This is a genomic window from Streptomyces sp. RP5T, assembly GCF_003933965.1.
Classification (GTDB): Bacteria; Actinomycetota; Actinomycetes; order Streptomycetales; family Streptomycetaceae; genus Streptomyces.
In genome coordinates, this window is record NZ_RSAJ01000226.1 from 1 (window position 1) to 13,092 (window position 13,092).

The following is a 13,092-nucleotide window of genomic DNA, read 5'->3' on the forward strand; positions in this document are numbered from 1 at the left end:
CCTCGTGGCCGCCGGTCTGATCCCCGCCCCCGCCCATGCCGAGGACGTCACCGACTACGCGATCACCGTCGACCCGTCCGCCAGGGGCGCGAAGATCGACGACACGATGTACGGCGTCTTCTTCGAGGACATCAACCGCGCCGCCGACGGCGGTCTGTACGCCGAGCTCGTGCAGAACCGGTCCTTCGAGTACTCCACCGACGACAACGGCTCGTACACCCCACTGACCTCATGGACGGTCACCGGCACGGCCCAGGTCGTGAACGACGACGGACGGCTCAACGCCCGCAACCGCAACTACCTGTCCCTGGGCGCCGGTTCATCCGTCACGAACGCCGGATACAACACCGGCATCCACGTCGACGCGGGCAAGAAGTACGACTTCTCGGTGTGGGCCCGGGCGGACGCCGGCACCGCCCTCACGGTCTCGCTGGGGGACGCCGACGGCACGCTCGCCACCGCCCGCCAGGTGGCCGTCACCAAGAGCGGCTGGGCCAAGTACCGGGCCACCTTCACCGCCGGCCGCACCAGCTCCGCCGGCCGTCTCACCGTGGCCTCCGCCGCCGCGGCCGCCCTCGACATGGTGTCCCTCTTCCCGCGCGACACCTACCGCGGTGAACCCAACGGGCTGCGCAAGGACCTCGCCGAGAAGGTCGCCGCCCTGCACCCCGGCTTCGTGCGCTTCCCGGGCGGCTGCCTGGTGAACACCGGGTCCATGGAGGACTACAGCGAGGCCTCCGGCTGGCAGCGCAAGCGCTCGTACCAGTGGAAGGACACCATCGGCCCGGTCGAGCAGCGCGCCACCAACGCCAACTTCTGGGGATACAACCAGAGTTACGGACTCGGCTACTACGAATACTTCCGCCTGTCCGAGGACATCGGCGCCATGCCGCTGCCCGTCGTCCCCGCCCTGGTGACCGGCTGCGGCCAGAACAGGGCCGTCGCCGACGAGGCGCTGCTCAAGCGGCACGTCCAGGACACCCTCGACCTCATCGAGTTCGCCAACGGCCCTGCCAGTTCCACGTGGGGCAGGAAGCGCGCGCAGATGGGCCACCCCGAGCCCTTCCACCTCACCCACATCGAGGTCGGCAACGAGGAGAACCTGCCGAACGAGTTCTTCGCCCGGTTCAAGGAGTTCCGCGCCGCCATCGCGGCGAAGTACCCGGACATCCAGGTGATCTCCAACTCCGGCCCGGACGACTCCGGGACGACCTTCGACACGGCCTGGCAGCTCAACAAGGACGCCAAGGTCGACATGGTCGACGAGCACTACTACAACAGCCCCCAGTGGTTCCTCCAGAACAACGACCGCTACGACTCCTACGACCGCGGCGGTCCGAAGGTCTTCCTCGGCGAGTACGCCTCCCAGGGCAACACCTTCAAGAACGCCCTGACCGAGGCCGCGTTCATGACCGGCCTGGAGCGCAACGCCGACGTGGTCAAACTCGCCTCCTACGCCCCGCTGTTCGCCAACGAGGACTACGTCCAGTGGCGCCCGGACCTGATCTGGTTCAACAATCATGCCTCCTGGAACTCCGCCAACTACGAGGTCCAGAAGCTGTTCATGAACAACGTCGGCGACCGCGTGGTGCCCTCCACGGCCACCGGCACTCCCTCGCTGCTGGCCCCGATCACCGGAGCCGTCGGCCTGTCGACGTGGGCGACGACGGCGGCGTACGACGACGTGAGCGTCACGGACGCCGACGGCCGGGCGCTGCTCACCGACGACTTCTCCTCCGGTGCCGCGCAGTGGACGCACACCGGTGGCGGCAGCTGGAGCGTCCAGGACGGGCAGTACGTGCAGACGGACGTGAACGCCGAGAACACCATGGTCTCGGCCGGCGACCCGTCCTGGCACGACTACGACCTGAAGGTGAAGGCCACCAAGAAGGCCGGCAAGGAGGGCTTCCTCGTCGCCTTCGGCGTCAAGGACACCGGCACCTACTACTGGTGGAACATCGGCGGCTGGAACAACACCCAGACCGCCGTCGAACAGGCCGTGGACGGCGACAAGTCGACGCTGATCTCCAAGGCCGGCTCGGTCGAGACCGGCCGTGCCTACGACATCGACGTCAAGGTGCGCGGCCGCCAGGTGACCCTCTTCCTCGACGGTCAGGAGTGGGGCAGCTTCACCGACGACAAGCCGGCCGAGCCGTTCCGCCAGGTCGTCACCAAGGACGGGAAGACCGGTGACCTGATCGTCAAGGTCGTCAACGCCCAGAACGCCGCGGCCCGCACGGCCGTCGACCTGGGCGGCGCCAAGGTCGCCCCCAGGGCCCGGGTCACCACCCTCGCGGCCGCCCAGGACGCCGTGAACAGCGAGACGTCGACCGCGGTCACCCCGGTGACGTCCACCTTCGACGGGGTCGCCGGGAAGTTCTCGTACACCTTCCCGGCGAACTCGGTCACCTTCCTGCGGATCAGGCAGAGGTAGCCGGCGGGGCGGTGGGGTCGAGCAGCACTTTTCGTTCGCTTTCGGAGGGTGCCGAATTCATCCCACCGCCATCGGCGGGAGCACAACCACCGAGAAGCACCCCCCGTCTAATTCGGCGCAGAAACAACGCGCTGGGGTGAACGCCCCGGACGGGGGCCTGAATTGACCAGCGAACAGGGTGTGCGACCGACCGTCCCGCCCGCACCGGGAACCACGCACGACCGCACCGGGGAGCGGCCGCCGCCGCCCGCTCCGGGCCCGCCGGCCGGGCCGGGGCAGGCCGCCCTGCTGGCGGCGACGATCACCGTGTTCGTGCTCTGCGCGGCCGACGCCGTCGCCCGCAGCTATCCCTTCGGTCCGCACACCCGGAACGTCAACGACCTGGGAAACCAGTACGTCCCGTTCCACGCGCACCTGTGGGACCTGCTGCACGGAAGGGCCACCGGCGGCCTCCTCGTCAACTGGCAGTCGGGATTCGGCACCAGTTTCCTGCCCGACCTCGGCACCTACCTCACCAGCCCGTTCGCGCTGCTCGTGGCGGTGTTCCCGAGGAGCGAGATCGACCTCGCGGTCTACGTGATCACCGTGCTCAAGATCGCCTGCGCCGGTGCCGCCATGGCCTGGCTGCTGCTGAGGCTGCGCCCCGGGCGCTGGTGGGCGGCGGGTCTGCTGGGCGCGTCCTACGCCCTGTGCGGCTGGACCGTGGCGACCGCCTCGTACAACCTCATGTGGCTCGACGGGCTGATCGCCCTGCCGCTGCTGTGCCTGGTCGGCGAGTGGGTGCTGAGCGGCCGGCGCCCGCTGCTCGCGGTGCTGGTGGTGACGGCCGCCTGGATCGCCAACTTCTACACCGCCTACATGGCCACCCTCGCCGCCGCCCTCGTGTTCCTGCTGCGGCTGTGGCTGACCGGCCGTGGGCTCCGGCGCGGCCTCATCGCGGCGGGCCGGGCCGCCGTGACCTTCGCGCTCGGCATCGGCCTGGCCGCGCCCCTGGTGACGGTCGTGTATTTCGGCAGCGCGCACGCCTCCGAGGGCCGCTTCACGCGATTCGCCCCGGTGGGCACCGAAGACCTGCTGGCCCGGCTGCTGCCGACCACGTACAGCTTCGGCTCCCCGGCGCTCTTCGTCGGCACCACGGCTCTGCTGCTCGCCCTCGCCCTGCCTTTCCACCGGGCGGCGCCCCGCCGGGTGCGGGCCGGGTGGACGCTGCTCGTGCTCGCCGTGACCCTGTCGATGCAGTGGGGCCCCACCCATCTGATGTGGCACGCCTTCGCCGAACCGCAGGGCAGCTCCTACCGCCAGACCTTCGTGGTGTGCGCCCTCCTGGTGATCGCGGCCTGGCACACCCTCTCCTACGGCCGCCCCGACCCGCGGGCCCTGGGCGCGGCGGCCGGACTGCTCGCGCTGATCGTCCTGGTCGCGAGCGGCAGCCCGCTGGTCCGCTCCTTCACCTGGCCGGTCGTCCTGGCGGCCGGGCCGGGCGCGCTGCTCGGGCTGTTCCTGCTCGGCCGCGAGCGCCCCGTCCTGCGGGTGGCCCCGGCCGCGCTCGCCGCCGTCCTGCTCGTCGGCGTGCAGCTCGGCGAGGCCACCGCCACCGACGCCGTGGCCACCCGCATGCGGTTCGGGCACATGGACGACTACGCCCCCTGGGGCGACCGGCAGCAGGACCAGGCGGACGCGATCGCCCGGGCCGACGGCTGGCCCCGCTACCGCACCGACCCGGGCCGCGAGCAGACCGTGGGCAACGACCCGCTGGAGGTCGGCGGGCAGGGCGCCCAGTACTACAGCAGCCACACCTCGGCCGTGCTCAGCAGCACGCTCACCACCCTCGGCGGCGGCTGGACCTCGGGCGGCCGCAGCCTCCAGAGCCTGGACAACGCGGTCACGGACGTCCTCTTCTCGGTGGGCGCCCGGGTGCACTCCCCGCCCGACCCGCACCAGAACTGGTTCCCGCAGGACGGCAGCGCGGTGACCGTGACCCGCGAGGACGTCCCGCCCCTGGTGACGGTACGGCCGCCCGCCGCGACCGGCGCCTTCGGGCCGTCGCCGTACCGCAACCAGGAGCTGCTGCTGGGCGCCCGCGTCTACACGCTGCCCCGCACCACCGTGCTCAACGGTGCCGGGAAGCGGCCGTACCGCAGCACCGACCGGCGCCAGGGCGTGCGGGTCGGGGCGAAGGCGACGATCACCGCCCGGTGCCGGGCGGGCAGCGAGGTCTACCTCTGGGCGCCGTACTTCTCGGGCACCGCGAGGCTGGCCGGATCCTCCGCCCACGGCCTGACGGGACGGTTCCGGTCCGACTGGCGGCCCCTGACCAAGATCGCCGCCATGCAGCGGCTCGGCACGGTCCCGGACTCCGGGCGCCTGACCGTCGACCTGTCCGCGAACCGGCTGGGTGTCGTACCGGACCGGGCGGTCGGCTGCCTGGACACCGCACGCCTGCACTCCGTCGTACGGCGGCTCCGGGCCACCGGCGCGACCGAGGTGACCGTCTCCGGCTCCGGCGGCACGATCCGCGCCGAGCTCCCGGCCCGCAGCAGGGGAGTCGCCGTGGTGGCCGCGCCCCGGATCGCCGGCTGGCGCTGCGCCGCGGGTGACGCACCCCTGGTGCCCGCACAGCAGTACCACGGGCTGGTCGCGGTACCCCTCGACGGCACCTCGACAAGCGTCACCTGCGCCTTCCGCCCGCCCGGCCTGCGCCTGGGCACGGCGGTGGGCGGCGGCTCGCTCGCGGTTCTCGCCGGGCTCGGCGTGTTCGGGGCGGTGCGCCGGCGGCGGGCGTGAGTATGCATGTGGTTGCATAAACGTGCAGCGAAACGTATAGTCATGCCATCCAGGAGGAGGATGACATGGCGGTACGGGCGGCAGTGGCCGGAGCGAGCGGATACGCGGGCGGTGAGGTCCTGCGACTGCTCCTGGCGCACCCCGAGGTCGAGGTCGGCGCGCTGACCGGCAACTCCAACGCCGGGCAGCGGCTCGGCGCGCTCCAGCCCCACCTGCTGCCGCTGGCCGACCGGGTGCTCCAGGAGACCACGGCCGACCTCCTCGCCGGACACGACGTCGTCTTCCTCGCCCTGCCCCACGGCCAGTCCGCCGCCGTCGCCGAGCAGCTCGGCCCGGACGTCCTCGTCGTCGACATGGGCGCCGACTTCCGGCTCGGGGACGCGGCCGACTGGGAGAAGTTCTACGGCTCCGCGCACGCCGGCACCTGGCCCTACGGCCTTCCCGAACTGCCGGGTGCCCGCGCCCGGCTTACGGGGTCCAAGCGCATCGCGGTCCCCGGCTGCTACCCGACCGCCGTCACCCTCGCCCTCTTCCCGGCCTACGCCGCGGGTATCGCCGAGGACGAGGCCGTGATCGTCGCCGCCTCCGGCACCTCCGGCGCGGGCAAGGCGCCCAAGCCGAACCTGCTGGGCAGCGAGGTCATGGGTTCCATGTCGCCGTACGGCGTCGGCGGCGGCCACCGGCACACGCCGGAGATCGTCCAGAACCTCAGCGCGGTGGCCGGCGAGCGCGTCTGCGTCTCCTTCACCCCGACCCTCGCGCCGATGCCCCGCGGCATCCTCGCCACGTGCAGCGCCAAGGCGCGTGCGGGCGTGACCGCCGAGTCGGTCCGCGCCGCCTACGAGAAGGCCTTCGCCGACGAGCCGTTCGTGCACCTGCTGCCCGAGGGCCAGTGGCCCGCCACGGCGTCCGTCTACGGTTCGAACGGCGTTCAGGTGCAGGTCGCCCTCGACGAGTCCGTGGGCCGCATCATCGCGATCAGCGCCATCGACAACCTCGCCAAGGGCACCGCGGGCGGTGCCGTCCAGAGCATGAACATCGCCCTCGGTCTCCCCGAGGAGCTCGGTCTTTCCACGATCGGAGTCGCACCGTGAGCGTCACGGCAGCAAAGGGATTCCAGGCGGCGGGCATCGCCGCGGGAATCAAGGAGAACGGCAACCCGGACCTGGCCCTCGTGGTCAACACCGGGCCCCGCCGCGCCGCCGCCGGCGTCTTCACCTCCAACCGTGTGAAGGCCGCGCCCGTGCTGTGGTCCGAGCAGGTCCTCAAGAGCGGTGCGCTGACCGCGGTCGTCCTCAACTCCGGTGGCGCCAACGCCTGCACGGGCCCCCAGGGCTTCCAGGACACGCACGCCACCGCCGAGAAGGTCGCCGAGGTGCTGGACATCGGCGCCGGCGAGGTCGCCGTCGCCTCCACCGGGCTCATCGGCGTCCTGCTCCCGATGGACAAGCTGCTGGCGGGTGTCGAAGCGGCGGCCGCCTCCCTGAACGAGCACGGCGGCGAAAGGGCCGCCATCGCCATCAAGACCACCGACACCGTCCACAAGACGTCCGTCGTCACCAAGGACGGCTGGACCGTGGGCGGCATGGCCAAGGGCGCGGGCATGCTCGCCCCCGGCCTCGCCACCATGCTGGTCGTCCTCACCACGGACGCGGACCTGCCGAGCGACGTGCTGGACACGGCACTTCGGGCCGCGACCCGGACCACCTTCGACCGCGTCGACTCCGACGGCTGCATGTCCACCAACGACACCGTGCTGCTGCTCGCCTCGGGTGCCTCCGAAGTCACCCCGGCCCACGAGGAGTTCGCGGAGGCGGTACGGCAGGTCTGCGACGACCTCGGCCGGCAGCTGATCCGGGACGCCGAGGGCGCCAGCAAGGACATCAAGGTCGAGGTGATCAACGCGGCCTCCGAGGACGACGCCGTCGAGGTGGGCCGCTCCATCGCCCGCAACAACCTCCTCAAGTGCGCGATCCACGGCGAGGACCCCAACTGGGGCCGCGTGCTCTCCGCGATCGGCACCACCGGGGCCGCCTTCGAGCCCGACCAGCTCAACGTCGCCATCAACGGCGTCTGGGTGTGCAAGAACGGCGGCGTGGGCGAGGACCGCGACAAGGTCGACATGCGCTACCGCGAGGTGCACATCGTCGCCGACCTCGCCGCCGGGTCCGAGACCGCCACCATCTGGACCAACGACCTCACCGCCGACTACGTCCACGAGAACAGCGCCTACTCCTCATGAGCACCACGCGAAAGCACACCGCGCTCCCCAAGGCCCAGATCCTCATCGAGGCGCTGCCCTGGCTGGTCCGGCACAACGGCAGGACCGTCGTCATCAAGTTCGGCGGCAACGCCATGATCGACGAGGACCTCAAGGCCGCCTTCGCCCAGGACGTCGTCTTCCTGCACCACGCCGGGCTCAAGCCGGTCGTCGTGCACGGCGGCGGCCCGCAGATCAGCGCCGCCCTTGACAAGCACGGCATCGTCAGCGAGTTCAAGGCCGGCCTGCGCGTCACCACCGAGGACGCCATGGACGTCGTACGGATGGTGCTGGCCGGGCAGGTGCAGCGCGAGCTGGTCAACCTGCTCAACGAACACGGGCCGCTCGCCGTCGGACTCACCGGCGAGGACGCGCACACCATCACCGCCACCAAGCACCAGCCCGAGATCGACGGGGAGTTGGTCGACATCGGGCGGGTGGGCGAGATCACCGCGATCGACACGGGCGCGATCGAGGCACTGCTCGCCGACGGCCGGATCCCGGTCGTCTCCTCGATCGCCCGGAGCCAGGACGACGGACATGTCTACAACGTCAATGCTGATACGGCGGCTGCGGCACTCGCTGCTGCTCTGGGCGCCGAAACCCTCATGGTCCTCACGGACGTCGAGGGCCTCTACGAGGACTGGCCGCACAGCGACGAGGTGATCAGCCGCCTCACGGCTTCCCAACTGGAGAAGCTGCTGCCGGAGTTGAGCTCCGGCATGGTCCCGAAGATGGAGGGCTGCCTGCACGCCGTCCGCAACGGCGTGACCACCGCCCGGGTCATCGACGGGCGGGTCCAGCACTCGATCCTGCTGGAGATCTTCACCGACGAGGGCATCGGCACGATGGTCGTGCCGGACGCGCAAGAGGGGGATGCCGTATGACCGACAATCAGGAGCTCACCCAGCGCTGGCAGGGCTCGCTCATGAACAACTACGGCACCCCGCGCCTGCCCCTCGTCCGCGGCGCGGGACTCAAGGTCTGGGACAGCGAGGGCAAGCAGTACCTCGACTTCGTCGGCGGCATCGCCACCAACGCGCTCGGCCACGCCCACCCGGCGATCGTCGAAGCGGTGAGCGGGCAGATCGCGTCCCTCGGCCACATCTCCAACTTCTTCATGGCCGAGCCCACCGTCGCCCTCGCCGAGCGGCTGCTCCAGCTCTTCGGCCGGGACGGCAAGGTCTTCTTCTGCAACTCCGGCGCCGAGTCCGTCGAGGCCGCCTTCAAGATCGGCCGGCTGACCGGGCGCACCCACATGGTCGCCACCGAGGGCGGCTTCCACGGCCGCACCATGGGCGCCCTCGCCCTCACCGGCCAGCCCGCCAAGCAGACCCCCTTCCTGCCGCTGCCCGCCGACGTGACGCATGTGCCGTACGGCGACGCGCAGGCCCTGGCCGCCGCGGTCACCGAGGACACCGCGCTCGTCGTCATCGAGCCCATCCAGGGCGAGAACGGCGTCGTGGTGCCCCCGGCCGGCTACCTCAAGGCGGCCCGGGCCATCACGGCGGCCAAGGGCGCGCTGCTGGTCCTCGACGAGGTGCAGACCGGAATCGGCCGTACCGGGGACTGGTTCGCGTACCAGGCCCACGAGGGCGTCCTGCCGGACGTGGTCACCCTCGCCAAGCAGCTCGGCGGCGGACTCCCGCTCGGCGCGACCGTCGCCTTCGGGCGGGCCGCGGACCTGCTCCAGCCGGGGCAGCACGGGACGACCTTCGGCGGGAACCCGGTCGCGTGCGCCGCGGGCCTCGCCGTTCTCGACACCATCGGGAACGAGGGGTTGCTGGAGAACGTCAAGCGGCAGAGCGAGAGGCTGCGGGACGGAGTCGAGGCGCTGGGACACCCGCTGGTCGCCCATGTCCGGGGCGCGGGCCTCCTCCTGGGTATCGTGCTCACCGAGCCGCTCGCGCCTCAGGTGCAGAAGGCGGCTCAGGACGCCGGTTTCCTGGTGAACGCGCCCGCACCCGATGTCGTACGGCTGATGCCGCCGCTGAACCTCGGCGACGACGAAGTGGACGCGCTTCTTCAGGCCCTCCCCGGCATCCTGGGTGCCGCCGAGGGAGACGGATGATCCGGAGAATGAGACGACGATGAGCCATGCGCAGGAGCACGATCACAACGGGGGCGCGGGGCCCGCGGTGCCGCAGACGCGTACCGCGCGCCACCGCCGGATCGTGGACATCCTCAACCGGCAACCGGTGCGGTCGCAGAGCCAGTTGGCCAAGCTGCTGTCCGACGACGGGCTGAGTGTCACCCAGGCGACGCTCTCCCGGGACCTCGACGAGCTGAACGCGGTGAAGATCCGCAACACCGACGGCGACCTGATCTACGCGGTGCCCAGTGAGGGGGGTTTCCGCACTCCCCGGGCGCCGCTGGGGGAGTCCGCGAAGGAGGAGCGGATGCGGCGGCTCTCCCAGGAGCTGCTGATCTCCGCGGAGGCTTCGGCGAATCTCGTGGTGCTGCGGACTCCTCCGGGGGCCGCGCAGTTCCTGGCGTCGGCGATCGATCAGGCCGAGCTGCACGACATTCTCGGGACGATCGCCGGTGACGACACGCTGATGCTGATCAGTCGGAACCCGACCGGGGGGCAGGCGCTCGCCGAGCACTTGTTGCGGTTGGCGCAGAACGGGCACTGAGGGTTGTCGGTCGGGTGCGGGTGAGCGGGGGCTGGTCGCGCAGTTCCCCGCGCCCCTAAGAGCGCTTACCCGAGCCTGGCTGCGAGGCCCCCCGTGCATCGCACCTCGTCGCCTGCCGTGATCAGCAGGGCTTCCGTGTCCGGCAGGCTCTCCAGCCAGGCCAGGCCCTCCCGTGAACCCATCGCGAAGGCCGCCGTGGCCCAGCAGTCGGCCCAGGTGAGGGTGGGGGCCACGACCGTCACCGCCACCAGGTCCGTGACCGCCGAGCGGCCCGTGCGCGGGTCGACGATGTGGGCGCCCCGCTCGGCCGTGCCCGAGGTGGCCACCGCCAGCTCCGCCGCTCCCGCCGCCGAGACCACCGCGGCCAGACCGCCGGGGCGCAGCGGGTCCGAGACGCCGACGCGCCAGGGGCGTTCGGGACCCGGCACGCCCAGGAGCTGGACGTCCCCGCCACCGTTGACGCTGACGCCCGTCGCGCCCGACTCGGCGACCTGACGGGCCGCGCGCTCCACCGCCCAGCCCTTGACGATGCCGGTCGGGTCGAGGCGGCCCTCGTAGCGCATGCTGAACCAGCCGTCGCTCAACCGCTCCGCCTCGGCGCCGAGTTCGAGGACCTCGGCGACCTCGGGATCGCACTCCTCGACCGTCAGCTCACCGCGGGCCAGGCGCGAGACCTGGCTGTCGTCGCGGTAGGTGCTGAACACCTCGTTCACGCGGTGCAGCCCCGCCACCGCCTCCCGCAGCGCCGCCTGCACGGCGAGGGGTTCCCCGCCGCGGACGTCGAAGGAGAAGACCGTCCCCATGGCCTCCTCCGCGTGACGCACCGCGGCGGGAGCTTGTGCCGACTCGGCCACGGTGTCAGCCACCGGCCTGGTCCAGCGCGGACTGGAGCGACTTCTTGTAGCCCTCGCTGGTGTAGGTGGCCCCGGACACGGAGTCGATGTCCGCGCTGCCGGCCGCCACGGCCTCCTGGTTGAGCTTCGGGATGGACAGCTCCGTCTTCTGGTCGCTCGTCCCGCCCTTCGGCGCCTGCACGGCCTCGGCCTTGGTGATCTTGCCGCCGCTGACCGTGATCCGGACCTGGACCGGCCCGTACTGGGTCTGGGAGACGGTTCCGGTGACCGTCTTCGCGGCTGCCGCCCCGCCGCCACCGGCCGGCTGGGAGGGCTGGGCCGAGGGCTGCGCCTGGGAGGCCGCCTCGTTCGCCTTGTCGATCGCGGACTGGAGCGACTTCTTGTAGCCCTCGCTGGTGTAGGTCGCCCCCGACACCGTGTCGATCTGCGCGCTCTGCTTGGCGACCACGTCCTGGCTGAGCTTCGGCACGGACAGGGCGGTCTTCTGGTCGCTCTCGCCGCCCTTGGGTGCCTGGACCGCCTCGGACTTCATGATCTTGTTGCCGCTGACGGTGATCCGGACCTGGACCGGCCCGTACTGCGTCTGGACCACGTCCCCGGTGACCGTGCCGCCGGCGGCCGCGCCGGTGCCGCCCTGGGCCGACTCCTGTGCCGCCGCCGTCTGCTGCGGGATTGTTCCGCCCGCCTGGGCGGACGCCGGGTCCGAGGACGGCTTCAGCGACAGCATCAGCACGACACCGGAGACGGTGGCGGCCGTCGCGAGCACGACTCGACGAACGGGGTGAGACTTCCTCATCGCTTCAACAGCTCCTGGATTGCCGTCGCTCACATCTCGAACGACTCGTGATGGATGCGGCGGGCGGGCACACCCGCGCCGCGCAGTGCTTCGTACACGGACTGCGCGAAACCGTTCGGCCCGCACATGAACACGTCGTGCTTGTCGATGTCGGGCAGCTTGCGCTGGAGGGACTCCGCGGAGATGTCCGGGCGCTCCCCGTCCGGACTGTTCACCGCGTACATCAGGCGGGCGCCGCGCTCCTCCGCGATGGCGGCCAGCTCGTCCCACAGGGCCAGGTCCTGGGTGGTGTTGGCCCGGTACAGCAGGGTGATGTCACCGGCCGCGCCCGGCAGCGTCTCGAACAGGGCCCGCATCGGCGTGATGCCGACACCGCCGGCCACCAGCAGCACCTTGCCGCGGCTGCGCCGCTGGGCGGTCAGGGCGCCGTACGGACCCTCGGCCCACACCTTGGTGCCGGGCTCCAGCTCGCGCAGCCGCTCGCTGTGGTCACCGATCGCCTTCACCGTGATCCGCAGCATGCCCGGCCGGGGCGCCGCGGACAGCGAGTACGGGTGGGAGCTGAACCGCATGCCCGGCGCGAGGAACCGCCAGCGGAAGAACTGGCCCGCCTCCGCGCCCATCCGGTGCAGCTTGCGCCCGCCGATCAGCACCGACACCACACCCGGCGTCTCCTCGACGACCGCCTCGACGTACATCCGGTGGCGCAGGTTCATCCGGATCGGCGTGAGGATCCGGTACCAGAGGACCAGCGCGGTGACCGAGCCGTACAGCGCGTACCAGACGGTCTTGGCGACCGGCTCGACCGCGAAGTCGTTGCCGGTGGTCAGCTGGTGCCAGAAGGTCAGGAAGACCGCCGCGTACGTCAGCAGATGCACGTGGTACCAGGTGTCGTACGGAATCCGCTTGCGCACCCCGCCGACCGAGATCAGTCCGATGAGGAACAGCAGGCCCGTGCCGATGGCCGCCTTGCCCATGTCCGGGAGCTGGTTGATGGAGTCCGTCGTCTGCTGGACGATGTCGCCGAGGCCCTTGCCGGCCTGCAGGGCGTAACCCCACATGATCAGGAAGACGTGGGCCACCACCAGGCAGAGCGTGTAGCGGCCGGTCATCGCGTGCCAGCGGGCGACCCGGTCGGAGCCCACCCGGCGCTCCAGCGCGGGCACCCGGGCCATCTGCAGCACCACGAGCGCCATCAGATAGCCGGCCAGCAGACCGGTGATCCGGCCCGCGTTGAGGATCTTGCTGTTGTCGTCGGCGACGGCGGGGGTGTTGTGCCACCACAGCCACAACACCCCCACCGCGCCCGCCCATACGGCGATCAGCAG

10 protein-coding genes are annotated in these 13,092 nt (G+C 71.2%); 7 read left to right on the forward strand and 3 right to left on the reverse strand.

The window, feature by feature from the left end; genetic code table 11:
• From EHS43_RS22990 to EHS43_RS23020, 7 genes are all read left to right on the forward strand, one after another.
• Positions 1-2,434, forward strand: a 2,434-nt coding sequence (locus tag EHS43_RS22990) for an alpha-L-arabinofuranosidase C-terminal domain-containing protein (RefSeq protein ID WP_260470662.1), incomplete at its 5' end; no start/stop codon positions are given.
• A gap of 306 nt (positions 2,435-2,740) precedes the next feature.
• Positions 2,741-5,218 (forward strand): YfhO family protein, encoded by a 2,478-nt coding sequence (locus EHS43_RS22995; RefSeq protein ID WP_260470664.1) that lies wholly within the window; start codon positions 2,741-2,743, stop codon positions 5,216-5,218.
• A gap of 65 nt (positions 5,219-5,283) precedes the next feature.
• Positions 5,284-6,312 (forward strand): N-acetyl-gamma-glutamyl-phosphate reductase, encoded by a 1,029-nt coding sequence (gene argC, locus EHS43_RS23000; protein ID WP_125192663.1) that lies wholly within the window; start codon positions 5,284-5,286, stop codon positions 6,310-6,312.
• Positions 6,309-7,460: a bifunctional glutamate N-acetyltransferase/amino-acid acetyltransferase ArgJ gene (argJ, locus tag EHS43_RS23005; RefSeq protein WP_125192664.1), complete on the forward strand. Its 1,152-nt coding sequence runs from the start codon at positions 6,309-6,311 to the stop codon at positions 7,458-7,460. The genes argC and argJ overlap by 4 nt, the downstream gene beginning before the upstream one ends.
• Positions 7,457-8,365 carry an acetylglutamate kinase gene (gene argB / locus EHS43_RS23010; RefSeq protein ID WP_125192665.1) on the forward strand — a complete coding sequence of 303 codons (909 nt, stop codon included), beginning with the start codon at positions 7,457-7,459 and terminating at the stop codon, positions 8,363-8,365. The genes argJ and argB overlap by 4 nt, the downstream gene beginning before the upstream one ends.
• Positions 8,362-9,549 (forward strand): acetylornithine transaminase, encoded by a 1,188-nt coding sequence (locus EHS43_RS23015; protein WP_125192666.1) that lies wholly within the window; start codon positions 8,362-8,364, stop codon positions 9,547-9,549. Before argB ends, EHS43_RS23015 begins: the two co-directional genes overlap by 4 nt.
• A 19-nt stretch (positions 9,550-9,568) precedes the next feature.
• Positions 9,569-10,114, forward strand: a complete 546-nt coding sequence (locus tag EHS43_RS23020; protein ID WP_125192667.1) for an arginine repressor — start codon at positions 9,569-9,571, stop codon at positions 10,112-10,114.
• A gap of 65 nt (positions 10,115-10,179) precedes the next feature.
• Here the strand turns inward: EHS43_RS23020 and EHS43_RS23025 are convergent, their stop codons facing one another.
• The 3 genes from EHS43_RS23025 to EHS43_RS23035 form a co-directional block, all read right to left on the reverse strand.
• Positions 10,180-10,980: an FAD:protein FMN transferase gene (locus EHS43_RS23025; protein WP_260470663.1), complete on the reverse strand. Its 801-nt coding sequence runs from the start codon at positions 10,978-10,980 to the stop codon at positions 10,180-10,182.
• A complete protein-coding gene (locus EHS43_RS23030) occupies positions 10,973-11,764 on the reverse strand; it encodes an FMN-binding protein (RefSeq protein ID WP_185806367.1) in 792 nt (263 codons plus the stop codon). The genes EHS43_RS23025 and EHS43_RS23030 overlap by 8 nt, the downstream gene beginning before the upstream one ends.
• Before the next feature lie 29 nt (positions 11,765-11,793).
• Positions 11,794-13,092, reverse strand: a 1,299-nt coding sequence (locus EHS43_RS23035; RefSeq protein WP_125192668.1) for a ferric reductase-like transmembrane domain-containing protein, incomplete at its 5' end; no start/stop codon positions are given.

Bases quoted from the DNA above. Each gene is read 5' to 3' on its own strand.
- argC (WP_125192663.1), top strand. From the start codon at position 5,284: ATGGCGGTACGGGCGGCAGTGGCCGGAGCGAGCGGATACGCGGGCGGT.
- argB (WP_125192665.1), top strand. From the start codon at position 7,457: ATGAGCACCACGCGAAAGCACACCGCGCTCCCCAAGGCCCAGATCCTC.
- EHS43_RS23015 (WP_125192666.1), top strand. From the start codon at position 8,362: ATGACCGACAATCAGGAGCTCACCCAGCGCTGGCAGGGCTCGCTCATG.
- EHS43_RS23020 (WP_125192667.1), top strand. From the start codon at position 9,569: ATGAGCCATGCGCAGGAGCACGATCACAACGGGGGCGCGGGGCCCGCG.
- EHS43_RS23030 (WP_185806367.1), bottom strand. From the start codon at position 11,764: ATGAGGAAGTCTCACCCCGTTCGTCGAGTCGTGCTCGCGACGGCCGCC.